Genomic DNA, 16,220 nt, shown 5'->3' on the forward strand with positions numbered 1-16,220 from the left:
AACTGTAACCGTCTAGCTGACGGTGAAGGTTGAGACTCTGACTGCTTCCCCCGCTCGCCGCGTGAATCCGCCATCCCGCGGCGCCNCAGGGGCGGGGTATCCCCCCGTCCGACCACCGACGCCGCTGGAGGACCGACACCGCATGGCTGCCCCACAGAACTATCTCGCGGTCATCAAGGTCGTCGGGATCGGTGGTGGTGGCGTCAACGCCGTCAACCGGATGATCGAAGTCGGTCTCAAGGGTGTCGAGTTCATCGCCATCAACACCGATGCCCAGGCCTTGCTCATGAGCGACGCCGACGTGAAGCTCGACGTCGGCCGCGAGCTGACCCGGGGCCTCGGCGCCGGGGCCGATCCCGAGGTGGGCCGGCAGGCCGCCGAGGACCACCGGGAGGAGATCGAGGAGGTCCTCAAGGGGGCCGACATGGTCTTCGTCACCGCTGGTGAGGGTGGTGGCACCGGTACGGGTGGCGCCCCCGTCGTGGCGAACGTGGCCCGTTCGCTCGGCGCGCTCACCATCNGTGTCGTGACCCGGCCGTTCACCTTCGAGGGCAGGCGCCGCGCGACCCAGGCGGACACGGGCATCGACACTCTGCGCAACGAGGTCGACACCCTCATCGTCATCCCGAACGACCGCCTGCTGGCGATGACCGACCGCGACATCAGCGTGCTCGACGCCTTCCGCAGCGCCGACCAGGTGCTGCTCTCCGGTGTCCAGGGCATCACCGACCTGATCACCACCCCCGGTCTGATCAACCTCGACTTCGCCGACGTGAAGACGGTCATGTCGCACGCCGGCAGCGCGTTGATGGGTATCGGGCGGGCCCGTGGCGACGACAGGGCCACGGTGGCCGCCGAACAGGCGATCGCCTCCCCGCTGCTGGAGGCGAGCATGGACGGCGCCCAGGGCGTCCTGCTCAACATCTCCGGCGGCTCGGACCTCGGTCTGTTCGAGATCAACGCGGCCGCGGAGCTCGTCGCGGACGCGGCCCACCCCGAGGCGAACATCATTTTTGGCGCGGTGATCGACGACGCCCTCGGCGACGAGGTGCGGGTGACGGTCATCGCCGCCGGGTTCGACACGGTGCAGGACCGGCGGATCAGGCCGTCCCACGTGCAGCAGTCGCGGCGGCCCCCCGGCCAGGGTGGGGCCGCCGGCGGCGGCACCGGGAGCGTGGCCCCGGCTCCGGCCCCGGCGTCCGCGCCGTCGACGACGATTCTGCCGCCCCTGCCGACGATCCCGAGCGCCTCGGCCCGCGCGGCCCAGGCCGCGCCGCCGCCCCCGCCACCCCCGCCGCCGCCCACCCCCGCGCCGGTCCAGCCGGCCCCGCCGACGCCGAGCTACCTGCAGACGCCGCCGTCACCGATCGCCCAGGCGAACGTCGGGCACTACCATCCCGAGCCGCTGCCGGGGGCGCCGGCCGCCCACGAGCGCGTCTCGCCCGGCGAGTCGACGGTGATCCCGACGGTGGAGTCGCGCATCGCGCCGCCCGTGCGGGAACCCGTGGAGCCGGCGGCCGACCCCGGCTACGCCCAGCCGCACCGGGTCGACCCGCCACGGGCGACGGGGCCGCGACCGACCTACCCGCCGCCGCGCCGCCCCGTTCGGCCGGTGGCCGACGACGACGAGCTGGACGTGCCGGACTTCCTCAAATAGCCCGCGCCGGGCAGACTTCCGGCCATGCCGGTTCTCGTCACCTCCCGCGCGGGCGGGGTCAGCGTGCCGCCGTTCGGCGGGCTCAATCTCGGTGATCATGTCGGCGACGCCGAGGATGCCGTCGCCGCCAACCGGCGCCGGCTGGCCGAGCGGCTGCGGATGCCNGTGCAGTACATGCGCCAGGTACACGGCACGCGGGTCGTCGTCGCGCGCGAGCCGGCCCCACCGCCGGAGGCGGACGCCCTGGTGACCGACGTGCCGGGCCTCGCGCTGGCGGTGATGGTCGCCGACTGCGCGCCGGTGCTGTTCGAGTCCCCGACGGCGGTGGGGGTCGCGCACGCCGGGCGGGCCGGCATGACCGACGGAGTGATCGACGCGACGCTGGCGGCGTTCGACCGGCTCGGTGTCCCGGCGGATCGGCTCACGGTCACCATCGGACCGTGCGTCTGTGCGGGCTGCTACGAGGTGCCGGCGGAGCTGCGCCGGGAGGTCGAGCAGCGGGTGCCGGGTAGCGCGGCGGCGACGCGGCGGGGGACCGCCGCGATCGACCTGCGGGCGGGCATCCACCATCAGCTCACCGCAGCGGGTGTGACCGACATCGCCGTCGCCACCCGCTGCACTGCGGAGGACCCGGAGCTCTACTCCTACCGCCGCGACGGTCGTACCGGTCGGTTCGCCGGGGTGGCGTGGCTCGGGTCGGCCGCGTGATCGCGCGTCCGGACCCGCCCGCCGGGGTCGATCCGGCCGCGGCGGGAAGCGGCGACCCGGCGCGCCGGGCGGAGCTGGCCCGCCGGCTCAGCGTGATCGAGGAACGGATCGCCACCGCGGCCCGCACGGCCGGGCGCGATCCGGCCGGGCTAACCCTCATCGCTGTGAGCAAGACCTATCCGGCCGCGGATGTCGTGATGCTGCACACACTCGGGGCGCGCCAGTTCGCCGAGAACCGCGAGCAGGAGGCCGGCCCGAAGGTGACTATGGTCACGCGTGAGCTCGCCCAGGTCTCCGGCGACCCGTCCGCGGGCGGCGGGGACGGGCTCGCCGGGGCGGGCGTGGCGCCGGGTGCGGCGGCGGACCCGGCGCCGGGTGAACCGAACGTCATCTGGCACTTCGTCGGCCAACTTCAGCGCAACAAGGCCCGATCCGTCCTGCGTTGGGCGGACTGGGTCCAGTCGGTGGACCGATCGGCCCTGGTCGGCGTCCTGTCCCGGCTCGCGGTCGAACGAGGCCGCCAGCTGTCGATCTGCCTGCAGGTCTCGTTGGACTCACGGAGTGATTCCCGGGGGCGGGTGGGGTCCGTGGTCGCCGATTCGGGCCGGGGTGGCGTCGATCCAGGGGAGCTTCCGGCGCTGGCTGATCTTGTCGACGAGGCGCCCGGACTGACACTGCGCGGCGTCATGGCGGTTGCGCCCCGTGGTGAACCAGCACGTCCCGCGTTCGAGCGGCTGCGTGCCGTCGCCGAACGGCTGGTCGTGGACCACCCTCAGGCCACCGTGATCAGCGCCGGCATGTCGAGCGATCTCGAGGCCGCGGTGGCCGAGGGCGCGACACACCTTCGGATCGGGACCGCTTTGTTCGGTGAACGGCCGGGTGTCCCTTAGAGTCGCGCCCATGGGGCTCGGGCGCAGGGCGATGGTCTACCTCGGTCTGGCCGAGGAGGACGAGGACTATCTCGACGACGACGACTACGACGACGGTCGTGCGGTCGGTCATGACGACCGGCGTGCCATGCACGAACCGGTCCCGATGGACCGCACGGTCCGTCGGATCGACGCACGGGAGGAGCCGGTCGCCATGCCGCGACGTCCACCGGTCGAACCACTGCGCCCCGCCGGACCTGTGCCGATGCGGCGGGTGATGCCCGTCGAGGAGACGCACCCCTACCGGATCACGACGCTTCAGCCACGTAGCTACAATGAGGCGCGGCAGATCGGCGAGGAGTTCAGGGACGGCACCCCCGTTATCATGAACCTCACCGACATGGACGACGTCGACGCCAAGCGGCTGGTCGACTTCGCCGCCGGGCTGATCTTCGGGCTGCGTGGCGACATCGAGAAGGTGACCAACAAGGTCTTCCTGCTCTCGCCGCACAACGTCGAGGTCACCGAGACGGACAAGCGACGCATCCGTGAGGGTGGGTTCTACAACCAGTCATGACGGGGAGCGCGGACCACTGACGCGCCCCCCGGATCCCCAAGGTTTCCAGGAGAGAGCACCATCAGCACACTAGGCGACTTGATCTCATGGGTGCTGCTGGTCTACTTCCTGTTCCTGATAGCGCGGTGGATCACCGACCTTGTTCTCGTCCTCGGTCGATCGTTCCGTCCGACCGGCCCACTGTTGTTGATCTTCGAATCCGTGTACACGGTGACTGACCCCCCGTTGCGGCTCATCCGCCGTATCCTGCCCCCGTTGAGGGTGGGTAGCGTATCGCTTGACCTCGGGTATCTGGTGCTCTTCCTGGTGATCTTGGTGCTGCGAAGCTATGCCCAGAGCCTGTGACGGGGTTGTGTGCACACCGCGAACGCGGGCGCGNCAGACTGCCCGCAGACCGCCCTCTCTTCGGGGAGCGGCGATGCCGCACGAGGAGGCGACGTGGCTCTGACACCACAGGACGTACAGAACAAGGTCTTCAGTCCGACGAGGTTCCGCACCGGCTACAACGAGGATGAGGTCGACACCTTCCTCGACGAGGTCGAGGCGGAGCTGACCCGGCTGCTCGACGAGAACAGCGATCTGCGCCGGCAGCTCGACGAGGCCCGCCGCTCCGGCGGCGGCGGCCCCGGGGTCCCCGCGCAGATCCTCGAGGAGAACCAGGGGCTGCGTCGCCAGGTCGAGGAGACCCGTCGCCAGCTCGCCCAGGTCCAGGCGCAGGCCGCGCAGGCCGCCCAGGTCGCTGCCCGGGAGNGTGCGCAGCAGCAACAGCAGCCGGTGCCCCCGCCCGGCGTCCCACAGGGCGGCGCCCCGACCACGGTGATCCCCGCCGTCGGCTCGGGCGGCGGCGGCGTGCCGGCTCGTGCCGGCTCCGGCCAGGCCTCGGAGGCCGAGATCGAGCAGCGGGTCGCCCGCACGCTCGTGCTGGCCCAGCGCACCGCCGACGAGGCACTGCGCGAGGCGCGCGCCGAGTCCGAGCGGGCTCGCCGCGAGGCCCGCGCCGACGCCGACCGCATCATCGGCGAGGCCCGCGCCCACGTCGCCGAGCAGCTCGGCGGCCTGGAGGACGACAAGCGTCGCCTGGAGGGCCAGGTCGAGCAGCTTCGGGCCTTCGAGCGCGAGTACCGCACGCGGCTGCGCGCCTACCTGGAGATGNAGCTTCGGGACCTGGACGGCATGCCGACCCAGCCGCCGGCCGTCGGCGCGGGCAACACCCCCCGCCCCGGCCTGAACCCCGGTGGGCCGACGCCGCCGCCGGCGGTGGGGATGGGCCCGAACGGCGGCCAGCAGAGCCCCGGCCACCAGCCGACGTTCCCGCCCGGCCCGCCCATGCCCGCCGGCGCCATCGCCCGGGACAACGGCCACGGCGGCCGCCCGGATCTGGACCCCAACCGGCGCGACGCGCCCGGCCTGCAGGAGTTCTGATCCGTCGCGTCGCCGCACCCCGCCCCGTCGAGATCGTCTCTGCCATGGCCGCGTCGTCCGTGACCACGCCGCGTGCGGCCTGGCCCGTCGGTCCGGTGTCGGCGAGCACCGCCGTGGCCACCGCGGTGCCGCCGGACCCGCTGGCCCGCCCCGCCCGGACGCGCCCATGCTGATGCTGTGCGGCCTGCTGCTCGCACTCTGCGCGGTGCTGGCGATCGTCGGGATCGTCGCCGGCAGCGGCTTCGTCTACGCCTCTCTGATTCTGACGCTCATCGCCGCGGCGCTGCTCCCGCTCGGCGCGCTGCGCCGAACGTCCTCCTGAGCAGCGCCGCGGCGATCGTCGGCGCGGCGCCTAGCCGGCCGCGGGAGTGTGCCGCGCCAGGCTGAACGCCAGGCCCAGCTCCTGCGCCTCCGAACGCAGATCCGCCTCGCCCTCCGCGGCCTCGGTGAAGGAGACCGCGAGCACCTCCTCGGCCACGGTGTCCCCGTGGGTCCGCAGAGCGAGCGCGGTGGCCGCGCGGGTCGCCGACCAGCGCACGTCCACCCGGTCGGTGATCTCCAGGCCGGCGGCCTTGCGCGCGTCCTGCAGCACCCGCACCACGTCGCGGGCGAGTCCGGCCCGGGCCAGCTCCGGGGTGATCTCCAGATCGAGCGCGACCGACAGGCCGGACTCGGCGGTGACGGCCCAGCCCTGCCGCGGCGTCTCCGTGATGATCAGTTCGTCGCCGGACAGCTCGACGGGTTCGCCGTCGACGGTGACGGTCAGCCGGCCGTCGACCGGCGTCCCGGCGGCGGGGATCGCGGCCGCGACCGCCTTGGTGTTCTTGCCGAAGCGCCGGCCCAGGGCGCGGAAGTTCGGCTTCACGGTGATGTCGACGACGTCCGCGGTCGCGGCCTCGACGACGGTGACGTTGAGTTCCTCGGCGATCTGGGCGCGCAGCTCGGCGGACAGCTCGCCGAACGCGGCGGCGCCGACGACGGCCCGGGGCAGCGGCTGGCGGGTGCGCACCCCGCTGCCGGCCCGCGCGGCGCGGCCGAGCTCGACGATGCGGCGCACGAGGTCCATCTGCGTGGACAGGCGCTGCGAGTGCAGGCCGGCCGGCAGCTCGGGCCAGGCGGCCAGGTGCACCGAGTCGGGTGCCGTGGGGGACGCGTCGGCGAACAGCCGGGCCCACAGCCAGTCGGTCAGGAACGGCGTGAACGGGGCCATCACCCGGGTCAGCGCGTCCAGGCAGGTGTAGAGGGTGGTCAGGGCGTCCGGATCGCCGGCCCAGAACCGCCGCCGCGACCGGCGGACGTACCAGTTGGACAGGTCGTCGATGAACCGGGCGATCCGCCGCCCGGCGCGCAGCGAGTCGAAGCCGGCGAGCGACTCGTCCACCTCGGTCACCGTGGCCGCGAGCTCGGACAGCGCCCAGCGGTCCAGGACGTGCCGCTCGGCGGGCGCCGCCGCGGCCGGGCCCGCGCCGGGGTGCCAGCCGGCCGCGCCCGCATACAGGGCGAAGAAGGAGGCGGTGTTCCAGTAGGTCAGCAGGACCTTGCGGACGATGTCCTCGATCGCCTCGTGGCCGACCCGGCGGTCCGCCCACGGGGAGCCGCCGGCGAGCATCAGCCAGCGCACCGCGTCCGCGCCGTGCCGCTCGAACAGCTCGAACGGGTCGAGGACGTTGCCGACGTGCTTGCTCATCTTGCGGCCCTCGGCGTCGAGCAGCAGCCCGAGGCAGAGCACCGTCTCGTAGGAGGATCGGTCGAACACCAGGGTCCCGATCGCCATCAGGGTGTAGAACCAGCCCCGGGTCTGGTCGATCGCCTCGCAGATGTACTGCGCCGGGTACTGCCGGGCGAAGTCGTCGGCGTTCTGGTGCGGCGCGCCCCACTGGGCGAACGGNATCGCCCCGCTGTCGTACCAGACGTCGATCACCTCGGGCACCCGGTGCGCGGTCGCGCCNCAGGCCGGGCAGGAGATGGTGACCTCGTCGACGAAGGGGCGGTGCGGGTCGAGGGTGGCGAGATCGCGCCCGGCGAGCTCGGACAGCTCCGCGATCGACCCGACGCAGACCAGGTGGTCCGGGTCGTCGTCGCAGCGCCAGATCGGCAGCGGCGTGCCCCAGTAGCGGTTGCGGGACAGCGCCCAGTCGACGTTGCCGCGCAGCCATTCGCCGTAGCGCCCGGTCTTGATCCGCTCGGGGTGCCAGTCCGTCGCCTCGTTCTGGGCCAGCAGCTGCTCGCGGATCGCGGTGGTGCGGATGTACCAGGACGGCAGCGGGTAGTAGATCAGCGGGGTGTGGCAGCGCCAGCAGTGCGGGTAGCTGTGCGTGAAGGTCAGCCCCCGCCACAGCCGGCCGCGCTCGCGCAGGTCCGCGGTCAGGGGGGCGTCGGCGTCCTTGAAGAACAGCCCGCCGACGAGCGGGGTGTCGGCGAGGAACCGGCCGTCGGTGCCGATGGGGTTGACCACCGGTAGGCCGGCGGCCCGGCAGACCGCGAGGTCCTCCGCGCCGAACGCCGGCGACTGGTGCACCAGGCCGGTGCCGTCGGTCGTGGTCACGTACTCGGCGAGGACCACCGAGTGCGGGGTGCCGGTGCCGGCGGCGAACCGCTCGGCGGCCAGCAGCTCGAACGGGCGGGTGTAGCGGGCGCCGGCGAGCGCGGTGCCGCGGAAGCGCTCGACGACCTCGGCGTCCTCACCGACGGCGGCGGCGACCAGCGGCTCGGCGACGACGAACAGCTCGCCGCCGGCGGCGCGGACCAGGGCGTAGTCGACGTCCGGGTGGGCGGCGACGGCGGTGTTCGACACCAGCGTCCACGGCGTCGTCGTCCAGACCAGCAGCTCCGCGCCACGCGCGGCGAGCCCGAGGTCGTCGGCGACCAGCGGGAAACGGACGTAGACCGAGGGGTCGTCCACGTCGGCGTAGCCCTGGGAGACCTCGTGGTCGCTCAGTGGCGTCTCGTCGCGCGGGCAGTACGGGGTGACGCGGAAGTCCTCGACGAGCAGACCCTTGTCGAAGATCTGCTTCAGNGACCACCAGACGCTCTCGATGTAGCTGGTGTCCATCGTGCGGTAGGCGCTGTCGAGGTCGACCCAGTAGCCCATCCGCTCCGTCATCGCGGAGAAGTCGGCGACGTGGCGCAGCACCGACTCGCGGCAGCGGGCGTTGAACTCGGCGATCCCGTAGGCCTCGATGTCGTTCTTGCTGGTGAAGCCGAGCTCCTTCTCCACCGCGAGCTCGACGGGCAGCCCGTGGCAGTCCCAGCCGGCGCGGCGGGGGACGTGGAAGCCCTTCATCGTCCGGTAGCGCGGGAACAGGTCCTTGAAGACCCGCGCCTCGACGTGGTGGGCGCCCGGCTTGCCGTTCGCGGTCGGCGGCCCCTCGTAGAAGACCCACAGCGGGCGGTCCGCGGTGGACTCCAGCGAGCGGTGGAAGACCTTCGCGTCGCGCCAGCGGGCGAGTGTCTCGCGTTCGAAGGCGGGGAGGTCCACCTGCCCGGGCAGCGGGGCGAAGGTGGGGGTACGCGGGGCGCTGGGGGTANGCGGGGCGGTGGTCATCGTGACGGACCCGGTCTTCCTCGGTCGTGGCTGGCGTCGGACCAACGGAGGGACGACGCCTCACCGGCCGCGCGTGACGACGGCCGACGGGCCTGCCCGCCGCCGCGTCCCGCCCGGGACCGGGGGTACCGCGGTACCACCCTCCTTGCACGCCCCGGCTCGGCCGATCCGCCGGGGCGGAGCGGGCCGTGGGGCGGCCTCTCGTCAGAGCTCGCGGCGGCCGGGTCTACTGGGGACTCCGCCGGCTCGCGCCCGCGGGGTCCCGTTCTGCCGGCGGCTCGGGGGTGATCTTCGCGACGCGCTGACCACCGGGCTTCCACCAACCCCGGCTCGCTCGGGCTGCGCCCGCCGCTACTCGTCCCCGTCGACGCCGTGCCNCTGTCGGTGCAGTCTAGTCGACCGCTCGGCGGCTCGGCCGGTGCCCGGCGGGGATCCATCGGGGCGCCCCGTGCGGGCTGGCCCGTAGAGTGGATCGGGTGGGGGCGGAGACGACCATCGGGAGCAGTGTGTCCGAAGATCCCGCCGACCGTGGGTCGGCCGCCACGGGGGGCGCCGCGGGCACAGCCCGGCGTCCGGTCGTCACGCTGACGGTCGCGGCCCTGGTGATCCTGCTGCTGGACATCGTGACCAAGCACCTCGCGGTGGCCACGTTGTCCGACCGTGGTCCGGTCGACATCATTCCCGGCGTTCTGGACCTGCGGCTCACCCGCAACTCCGGAGCCGCGTTCAGCCTCGCGGGAGGGGCGACGGTCGTGCTCAGCCTCGTCGCCCTGGCCGTGATCTCGGTCGTGGTCTTCACCGCCCGCCGGCTGCGGTCGGTGGCCTGGGNGGTCGTGCTCGGCGCCCTGCTCGGCGGCGCGCTGGGCAACCTGACCGACCGGATCTTCCGTGCGCCCGGCCCGCTGCGCGGCCACGTCGTCGACTTCGTCTACCTGCACCACTGGCCGATCTTCAACGCCGCCGACTCGGCGATCGTCTGCGGCGGCGTCCTCGCCGTCGTGCTGTCGCTGCGAGGCATCGGGCTGGACGGCACCCGCTACGGCGACCCCGACCCCGACCCCGACCCGGCCGCGGCCACCGGTGGGGTGGCCGCGAGCGGGGTGGCCGTCGGTGGCATGGCCGTCTCGGCTGACGGCGCCGGCGCTGCCGGCGCCGACGACCGCGGCGGCGCGGCCGTCGGCGGAGACGGCGGCGCACTGCGGGCCGAGCCGCCCGCCGACGCCGGCCGAGGCGGCACCGGGCCGGGGGGCCAGTGACCCGCGCCGGGGAAGACGTGAGCGCCGGGGGAGACCTGGGCGCCGGGGGCGACCTGCGTTCGCTGCCGGTTCCGGACGGGCTCGACGGCATCCGCCTGGACGCCGCTATCGCGCGGATGTTCGGGCTTTCGCGGACCGCCGCCGCCACCCTCGTCGACGACGGCCAGGCCAGCCTCGACGGCCGGATCCGCGGCCGGTCCGACCGGGTCAGCGGCGGCGCGTGGCTGGAGGTGCGGCTGCCCGCCCCGCCGCGCCCGGTCACCGTGGAGCCGACTCCGGTGGCGGGCCTCGGCATCCTGTACGACGACGACGACATCGTGGTGGTCGACAAGCCGCCCGGCGTGGCCGCCCATCCGGCTCCCGGCTTCACCGGGCCGACCGTGATCGGGGCGTTGGCCGCGGCCGGCTACCNCATCTCCACCTCGGGTGCCGCGGAGCGGCAGGGGGTCGTGCACCGCCTCGACGTCGGCACCTCCGGGGCCATGGTCGTCGCCAAGAGCGAGCGTGCCTACACGCTGCTGAAGCGGGCCTTCCGCGAGCGCCAGGTGGACAAGCGCTACCGCGCCGTCGTGCAGGGCCATCCCGACCCGCTCAGCGNCACCGTCGACGCGCCGACCGACCGCCATCCCCGCCGACCGGGCCTGTTCGCCGTCGTCGCGGACGGCAAGCCCAGCGTGACCCACTACGACCTGGTGGAGGCGTTCCGTTCGGCGTCGCTGCTGTCGATCCGTCTGGAGACCGGCCGGACCCACCAGATCCGGGTGCACATGTCGGCCCTGCGCCATCCCTGCGTCGGCGACCTCGCCTACGGCGCCGATCCCACCCTCGCCGAGCGCCTCGGCCTGACCCGGCAATGGCTGCACGCGGCCCGCCTGTCGTTCGACCATCCCGGTCACGGCGGCCCCGTCGAGTTCACCAGCCCGGACCCGGCCGACCTGGCGGAGGCGGTGGAACGGCTGCGGGAACAGGCATGACCGAACCGGTGGCGGCCGCGTTGCCGGCCCCGCCCACCCCCGCGGCCCCGCCGATCGCTGGAGCCCGGCCGCCCGTGCTGGCCGACGCCGAGCCGTCCGCCGCGCCCGCCGAAGCCGGCCCGTCCGCCGAGGCCGATTCGGCCGCCGTGTCGGCGTCGGCGGACGCAGGGCCGCCGACGGCCGCCCGCCCTGCAGCCGTCGAGGCGCGGTCCATGGCGCCCCGGCCCGCCGTGAACCCGTTCGACCGGCTCGACAACGCCGCGCTGCCGACCGTGTTCCGCATCCTCGACGCCGCCCGGTCCCACCTCGCCGGCACCGCCGATCGCGAGGCCTGCCGGGCTCGCCGGCTGGCCGAACGGGCCCGGGGCGGGCGGGCGGGCCGGGACGGGCCGGCCGAGCCCGGGGCGGAGGGCTCGCCGGCCCTGCTCGACGTGGTCGGCGTCGCGCCCGGTGGCGTGGTGGACCGGGGAGCGCGGGTGCTCGTCCTCGGCCTGGTCGCGTTGATCGTGGTGAGCGCGGCGGCGGCGATGCTGCAGAGCGTCGACCGGGACCGGCCGTCCAGGGCGACGGCGCCCGCCGACGTGCCGGCCGCCTCCCCGCCGGCGGGGCAGCCCGTCGCGCCGACGGTCACGATCGGCCCCGGTGCCAACGACTCGGTCGCCGAGTACCTCGGGGCGAGCCGGCAGAACCTCGCGTCCCTGACCGCCGCCGCCCCCGCCGCGGACCTCTACGCCGTCGCGAGCCTCACCGCCCCGGTCACCCCCGACGAGATGCTCGGAGTGCTCGGCGCCTACCGGGCCGTGCAGGTGTTCTTCACCGCCGGGGTCGGCGGGGAGGTCGAGCAGGCCACCGTGCGCGACCCGGTCACCGACGTCCACGCTGCCTTCGCCTCGGCGGCGACCCAGGCGCAGGCGCGGGCCGCGGCCGAGGCGGGAGCCGGCGAGGCCGGCGCGAACGACCGGGACCGCCTGGCCGCGCAGCAGCTACGGGCCGGGTGCGCGTGCCTGTTCGCCGCCGTGGTCCGGGCTCCGGCCGGGCGGTTGTCGCAGCTCGCGGCCGATCCCCGGGTCCGGGTCGTCGATCCCGCGCCGCCCGGCGCCGGGCCGCCTGGGGTGAGATTCCTCCCACTGTCGCCGGATCGCCGCTGACCTCGGGCGCGCCGTCCCTCATCATCTGGCCGAGTTGGTGCCATCCGGTGGACGGGGCGCGGGCCGTCGTGGCCGCCGTCGTCGTCGGCCCCCGTACCGGTCGCGACGGCGACAAGGCAGGATGAGGCGCGAAGCCCTCGTCGGCGCGGTGTCGGGGGGCNCGGACGACGCCGGTCGCGGCGTAACGGCGTAGCCGGCAGGCAGCTCCGGACGGCACCAGTGATGATCACGGCTACGGCGACGACCACGATGACGGCGACGATCACGATCACGATGACGGCGACGATCACGACAACAGGACGGTTAGGAGCTCAGGGGTGAAGTTGGCGAAAGGCACCCGGGAGGTTTTCGACGCGGAGAGCCTGGTGGAGGAGTACCTGGGTCCCCGCAAGCGCGGGCTGCGTTACGCCTACCCCTACTACGACGGACTGGTCACCAACGACGACCCGGATCTGCTGTGCACGGGCGACCTGCTGGCGCCCAGCCTGCTCGGCGTGCACGTCGACGTCGACCNGATGCACACCCTGACCGCGCTCACGCCGCTGTTGCAGCGGGCTCTGGACAAGCTGCCGCCCGGCATCGAGCTGATCGAGGCCGACGAGGTGACCCTCGACCTGGTGGCCGCCCTCTACGACCCGCTCGACGACCCCGACGTCTCCGACCGGGACGTCAAGGGCTCGCTGATCGCCAAGGTGCTGCACCGCAAGAGGCCCGCGCTCGTCCCCCTGTTCGACTCGAAGGTCCGGATCTTCTACCAGCACGAGGACTGCGTCCCGCCGTCCCCGCGCGACGGTCGCAGCTGGCGGCAGTACATGGGGTTGCTCGTCCGGGCCATGCAGTACGACCTTCGGGAGAACGCCGAGGAGTTCCGTCGGCTCGCCGCACTGGTGCCGCAGAGCGGCCCGCCGGTCACCCCGCTGCGCATGCTTGACGTCGTGGTGTGGATGAGCAGCGCAGTGTGACTCGTCCCGACGCCGGCCCNGGGCCATCGCCCGCAGCGGGCTGCGAGAATGGGTGACGTGCTGAGCTACGCCGTCCGCGGGCTCACCCGACGACACGGGGTGGGCGGGCACTCCGTCCTCGCCAACGACCGGATCGATCTCGACGTCCGGCAGGGCGAGGTGTTCGGGGTGCTCGGCCCGAACGGCGCCGGGAAGACCACGCTGGTTCGCCAACTGATGGGGCTGCTGCGCCCCGACGCCGGCACGATCATGATGTTCGGTCGCGACGTCCGCGCCGCGCCGGACCTGCCCGCCCGGCTGGCCGGCTATCTCGGTCAGGACGACCTCGCGCTGGCGGAGCTGCCCGTCGCCACCGCGGTGGCGACCACGGCGCGGATGCGCGGCGTTCCCCGCGCGGCCGTGCGGGAGGTCCGCGACGACATCCTCGACGAGCTCGGCCTCACCGCCGTCGCCGACCGGCCGCTGGCCCGGCTCTCCGGCGGCCAGCGGCGGCTGGCCTGCGTGGCCACGGCACTGGTCGGCGACCGGCCGGTCCTCGTCCTCGACGAGCCGACCACCGGGCTCGACCCGGTCGCCCGCCGCGCGGTGTGGGGGGCCTTACAGCGCCGCCGGGACGCGGCCGGCACCACCGTCGTGCTGATCACGCACAACGTGCTGGAGGCGGAGTCGGTACTCGACCGGGTCGCCGTCCTGGAGTCCGGGCGGGTGATCGCCTGCGACACCCCCGGCCAGCTCAAGGCGTCGGTGTCCGGCGACGTCCGGCTCGATCTCGCCTGGCGTCACGAACCCCCCGCCGACGACCCCACCGTCGCCATGCTCGCCGGCCTCGCGACGACCAACGGCCGGCGCTGGACGGTCCGCCTGGACCCGGCGACCGCCCGCGAGGCCCTCGGCCGGCTGACCACCGGCGCGGCCCTCGCCGCGCTGGACGACTTCAGCCTCGCCACCCCATCCCTGGAGGACGTCTACCTCACCCTCGGCGGGGCGTCCCGAGACCTGGAGCGGACATGACTGTGCACGTGCGTCGTCCGGGCCAGCAGGTGTGGACCCGATGACCATCGTCCCGGACGCGCGCGACGCGTCGGTGATCCTCGCGGCACTGCAGCCGGAGCCGTCGCCGACGCCGTCGGCGGAGTCGGCCCTGGCACCGTCGTCGGGGCCGTCCACGGTGCCGCTGCCGTTGCCCATCCCCATGCCGGCGCGGCTCGGGCCGCCGAGGATGCCGCTGGCCACCCGGTTCGGCACCGCGTTCGGCGCGGTCTACCGCGGGCAGCTCGCCCGGTCGAAGGTCGGCCGCATCCCGTTGCTGTTCGTGGCGTCGTTCCAGTCGATCGGGATCCTGGTCCTGCTGCGCGGCATCCTCGACGTCGACAACACCACCGCCGCCGGCCAGGTGGTCGCCGGCTCCACCGTGCTGGTGGTCGCGTTCGTCGCGCTGAACCTGCTCGCCCAGCGCTTCGGTGCCCTGCGGGCGGCCGGCGCGCTGGACTACTACCTGNCCCTGCCGATCCCGCCGGCGGCGGTCGTGCTGGGTACGGCCGCCTCCTACGCGACGTTCGCCGCGCCCGGCACGGTCATCACGGCCGTGCTCGGCGCCCTGCTCTACAACCTGCCGATCACGGGGCTGTGGCTGCTCCTGCCCGTCGTCGTGCTCTCCGGGGTGTGCCTGGCGGGTCTGGGGGCCGTGGTCGGCCTGCTCGCCCCGCGCCCGGAGCTGGCGACCATCGCCGGCCAGCTCGGGATGAGCATNGTGCTGTTCCTCGGGGTCATCCCGGCCGACCGACTGCCCGAGATCGGCCGGGTCGCGCGGGACGTGCTGCCCAGCAGCTACGCCGTGGACGCCCTCGCGGCCGCCTTCCAGCCCGGCGTGGACTGGTCGAAGGTGGTCGTCGATCTCGCCGTCTGCGCCGCCGTGGGGATTGCGGCGCTGGCCGTCGCGGCGGTGACGCTGCGCCGCGTCGGCACCTCCTGACCGGGAGCGCAACCGTCCGGGGTCGCGCCGTCCCGGACCACCGTCGCACCAGTGTGGCCGGGGTGACCGCCCAGCACGATAGTGTCAACCGTCCGCGGTGGCCGGCGACGCCGCCGATGGTGCGGACGAGGAGACGGACACCTCTTGGCGGGACGGGCGACGTGACGGAGCATTCTTCGGAGTTTCGGGGGGTCCCGACGGACAGCCCCGCAGCCGAGCCGTCCCCGACCTCCCCGCTGCCGGCCCGCTCGCGGTGGCCCCTGTCGCTCGGGCTGCGCCCGGACCTGATCGCCGGCCTGATCTGCGCGGCGGCGATGGCGGTCGCCGGCTTCCCGCTCGGCCTGCTGTGGGCCGCCGTCGCGCCGCACCTCGACGTCGCCGGCGCGCTGCACGGCAACGAGTCGGCGTTCGCGGTCCAGAGTGACATCGACGCCCGCTTCGCGCTGATCTGCGCGGTCGCCGGGCTCGTCGGCGGCCTGCTGGCCTTCTGGCGGGCCCGGGAGGCGGGCCTCGGGGTGCCGCTCGGGCTCGCCGCGGGGGGTCTCGGTGGCGCGCTGATCGCCGGCTGGATCGGTCATCTCCGCCGTTCCCCGGACCTGCTCCACAGCCTGCCGGCCAACGCCTCGCCGGTGTTGGTCGACCTGGTCGACCTGCGCGTCCGCGCGCACGGGCTCTACCTGGTGATGCCGGTGGTCGCCCTGGGCGTCTTCGCGATCGGCCTGTGGGCGACCTCCCGCCCCCGCCGGGCTCCGCGCGACGAGCGGCCGCCCGCCCCCGGTCCCGGCGGCGCCGCCCCCGGTCCCGGCGGCGCCGCCCCCGGTCCCGGCGGCGCCGCCCCCGGTCCCGGCGGCGCCGAGTCCGGACCTGTGGGCGGCAGCTCGGGGCCGCAGAGTCCGGGGGACGTCACCGCCCGCCGGGTCCCGGCGCGCGGAGACACCGGAGGCTGACACCCGAGGCTGAGGACGGTTGTCGGGCCGGCAGCGGTGACCGACCTCCCGCACCGGGCGCCGTGCCGCAATGGGCGCCGTGCCCGCCGGCCGCGGCTCAGTTGGGGCTCGGGTCCACCCGGCGCAGCTCGCTGGACCCGATCGTGGTGATCTTCTGGAGCAGGCCGACCTCCCGGTGCAGCAG

General features: G+C 74.2%; 11 protein-coding genes and 17 pseudogenes. 24 read left to right on the forward strand and 4 right to left on the reverse strand.

Going from position 1 to position 16,220, the window contains the following annotated elements; translation table 11 throughout:
• Nucleotides 1–142: 142 nt before the first annotated feature.
• From UK94_RS68360 to UK94_RS34875, 11 genes and pseudogenes are all read left to right on the forward strand, one after another.
• A pseudogene (locus UK94_RS68360) lies at nucleotides 143–520 on the forward strand (cell division protein FtsZ); the annotation flags it as partial.
• A gap of 1 nt (nucleotide 521) precedes the next feature.
• A pseudogene (locus UK94_RS28275) lies at nucleotides 522–1,657 on the forward strand (cell division protein FtsZ); the annotation flags it as partial.
• 24 nt (nucleotides 1,658–1,681) lie between these two features.
• Nucleotides 1,682–1,821: laccase domain-containing protein (locus UK94_RS68365; RefSeq protein ID WP_235490353.1), on the forward strand; the 140-nt coding region annotated here is incomplete at its 3' end.
• Nucleotide 1,822: 1 nt separating this feature from the next.
• A pseudogene (gene pgeF, locus UK94_RS28280) lies at nucleotides 1,823–2,365 on the forward strand (peptidoglycan editing factor PgeF); the annotation flags it as partial.
• Nucleotides 2,362–3,255: an alanine racemase gene (locus UK94_RS28285; protein ID WP_055752233.1), complete on the forward strand. Its 894-nt coding sequence runs from the start codon at nucleotides 2,362–2,364 to the stop codon at nucleotides 3,253–3,255. The pseudogene pgeF and the gene UK94_RS28285, both read left to right, overlap by 4 nt.
• A gap of 10 nt (nucleotides 3,256–3,265) precedes the next feature.
• A complete protein-coding gene (gene sepF / locus UK94_RS28290) occupies nucleotides 3,266–3,811 on the forward strand; it encodes a cell division protein SepF (RefSeq protein WP_041939075.1) in 546 nt (181 codons plus the stop codon).
• A 90-nt stretch (nucleotides 3,812–3,901) separates the two neighbouring features.
• Complete coding sequence (locus UK94_RS28295; protein ID WP_041939076.1) at nucleotides 3,902–4,156, forward strand: YggT family protein; 255 nt, start codon at nucleotides 3,902–3,904, stop codon at nucleotides 4,154–4,156.
• 93 nt (nucleotides 4,157–4,249) lie between these two features.
• Nucleotides 4,250–4,561, forward strand: a 312-nt coding sequence (locus tag UK94_RS68370; protein ID WP_235490341.1) for a DivIVA domain-containing protein, incomplete at its 3' end; no start/stop codon positions are given.
• A gap of 1 nt (nucleotide 4,562) precedes the next feature.
• A pseudogene (locus UK94_RS68375) lies at nucleotides 4,563–4,963 on the forward strand (DivIVA domain-containing protein); the annotation flags it as partial.
• A gap of 1 nt (nucleotide 4,964) precedes the next feature.
• Nucleotides 4,965–5,233: pseudogene (locus tag UK94_RS68380) on the forward strand (cell division protein DivIVA); the annotation flags it as partial.
• A gap of 166 nt (nucleotides 5,234–5,399) precedes the next feature.
• Nucleotides 5,400–5,555 (forward strand): hypothetical protein, encoded by a 156-nt coding sequence (locus UK94_RS34875; RefSeq protein WP_173402685.1) that lies wholly within the window; start codon nucleotides 5,400–5,402, stop codon nucleotides 5,553–5,555.
• 30 nt (nucleotides 5,556–5,585) lie between these two features.
• Here UK94_RS34875 and UK94_RS68385 read toward each other — a convergent pair.
• From UK94_RS68385 to UK94_RS68400, 4 genes and pseudogenes are all read right to left on the reverse strand, one after another.
• A partial coding sequence (locus tag UK94_RS68385) for a DUF5915 domain-containing protein (RefSeq protein ID WP_235490344.1) occupies nucleotides 5,586–7,121 on the reverse strand: 1,536 nt, incomplete at its 5' end.
• 1 nt (nucleotide 7,122) lies between these two features.
• Nucleotides 7,123–7,181 (reverse strand): annotated as a pseudogene (locus tag UK94_RS68390) (hypothetical protein); the annotation flags it as partial.
• Nucleotide 7,182: 1 nt separating this feature from the next.
• A pseudogene (locus UK94_RS68395) lies at nucleotides 7,183–8,249 on the reverse strand (class I tRNA ligase family protein); the annotation flags it as partial.
• Between the two features lies 1 nt (nucleotide 8,250).
• Nucleotides 8,251–8,760 (reverse strand): annotated as a pseudogene (locus UK94_RS68400) (class I tRNA ligase family protein); the annotation flags it as partial.
• A gap of 523 nt (nucleotides 8,761–9,283) precedes the next feature.
• Here UK94_RS68400 and UK94_RS68405 point away from each other — a divergent pair.
• The 13 genes and pseudogenes from UK94_RS68405 to UK94_RS28340 form a co-directional block, all read left to right on the forward strand.
• On the forward strand, nucleotides 9,284–9,605 hold a 322-nt coding region (locus tag UK94_RS68405; RefSeq protein ID WP_313949610.1), incomplete at its 3' end, for a signal peptidase II.
• 1 nt (nucleotide 9,606) lies between these two features.
• A pseudogene (locus tag UK94_RS68410) lies at nucleotides 9,607–10,033 on the forward strand (signal peptidase II); the annotation flags it as partial.
• Between the two features lie 35 nt (nucleotides 10,034–10,068).
• Nucleotides 10,069–10,444, forward strand: a pseudogene (locus UK94_RS68415) (RNA pseudouridine synthase); the annotation flags it as partial.
• 1 nt (nucleotide 10,445) lies between these two features.
• Nucleotides 10,446–10,630, forward strand: a pseudogene (locus UK94_RS68420) (pseudouridine synthase); the annotation flags it as partial.
• A 1-nt stretch (nucleotide 10,631) separates the two neighbouring features.
• Nucleotides 10,632–11,007, forward strand: a pseudogene (locus UK94_RS68425) (pseudouridine synthase); the annotation flags it as partial.
• Entirely contained in the window at nucleotides 11,004–12,155 is a 1,152-nt protein-coding gene (locus UK94_RS28320) for a hypothetical protein (protein ID WP_063822623.1), read from the forward strand. The pseudogene UK94_RS68425 and the gene UK94_RS28320, both read left to right, overlap by 4 nt.
• 317 nt (nucleotides 12,156–12,472) lie before the next feature.
• Nucleotides 12,473–12,668, forward strand: a pseudogene (locus tag UK94_RS68430) (hypothetical protein); the annotation flags it as partial.
• A 1-nt stretch (nucleotide 12,669) separates the two neighbouring features.
• Nucleotides 12,670–13,117 (forward strand): annotated as a pseudogene (locus tag UK94_RS28325) (DUF6308 family protein); the annotation flags it as partial.
• Between the two features lie 48 nt (nucleotides 13,118–13,165).
• Entirely contained in the window at nucleotides 13,166–14,128 is a 963-nt protein-coding gene (locus UK94_RS28330) for an ABC transporter ATP-binding protein (protein ID WP_011603377.1), read from the forward strand.
• Nucleotides 14,129–14,168: 40 nt separating this feature from the next.
• Nucleotides 14,169–14,615, forward strand: a pseudogene (locus tag UK94_RS68435) (ABC transporter permease); the annotation flags it as partial.
• 1 nt (nucleotide 14,616) lies between these two features.
• Nucleotides 14,617–14,866: pseudogene (locus UK94_RS68440) on the forward strand (ABC transporter permease); the annotation flags it as partial.
• 1 nt (nucleotide 14,867) lies between these two features.
• Nucleotides 14,868–15,089 (forward strand): annotated as a pseudogene (locus UK94_RS68445) (ABC transporter permease); the annotation flags it as partial.
• A gap of 161 nt (nucleotides 15,090–15,250) precedes the next feature.
• Nucleotides 15,251–16,036 (forward strand): hypothetical protein, encoded by a 786-nt coding sequence (locus UK94_RS28340; RefSeq protein WP_055752226.1) that lies wholly within the window; start codon nucleotides 15,251–15,253, stop codon nucleotides 16,034–16,036.
• The last annotated feature ends 184 nt before the right edge of the window (nucleotides 16,037–16,220 follow it).

Source organism: Frankia sp. AvcI1 (genome assembly GCF_001420875.1).
Lineage (GTDB): Bacteria > Actinomycetota > Actinomycetes > Frankiales > Frankiaceae > Frankia > Frankia alni.

What these genes read in the sequence shown, in the direction of transcription:
- UK94_RS28320 (WP_063822623.1), top strand. Translation starts at nt 11,004, where the DNA reads ATGACCGAACCGGTGGCGGCCGCGTTGCCGGCCCCGCCCACCCCCGCG.
- sepF (WP_041939075.1), top strand. Translation starts at nt 3,266, where the DNA reads ATGGGGCTCGGGCGCAGGGCGATGGTCTACCTCGGTCTGGCCGAGGAG.
- UK94_RS28330 (WP_011603377.1), top strand. Translation starts at nt 13,166, where the DNA reads ATGGGTGACGTGCTGAGCTACGCCGTCCGCGGGCTCACCCGACGACAC.
- UK94_RS34875 (WP_173402685.1), top strand. Translation starts at nt 5,400, where the DNA reads ATGCTGATGCTGTGCGGCCTGCTGCTCGCACTCTGCGCGGTGCTGGCG.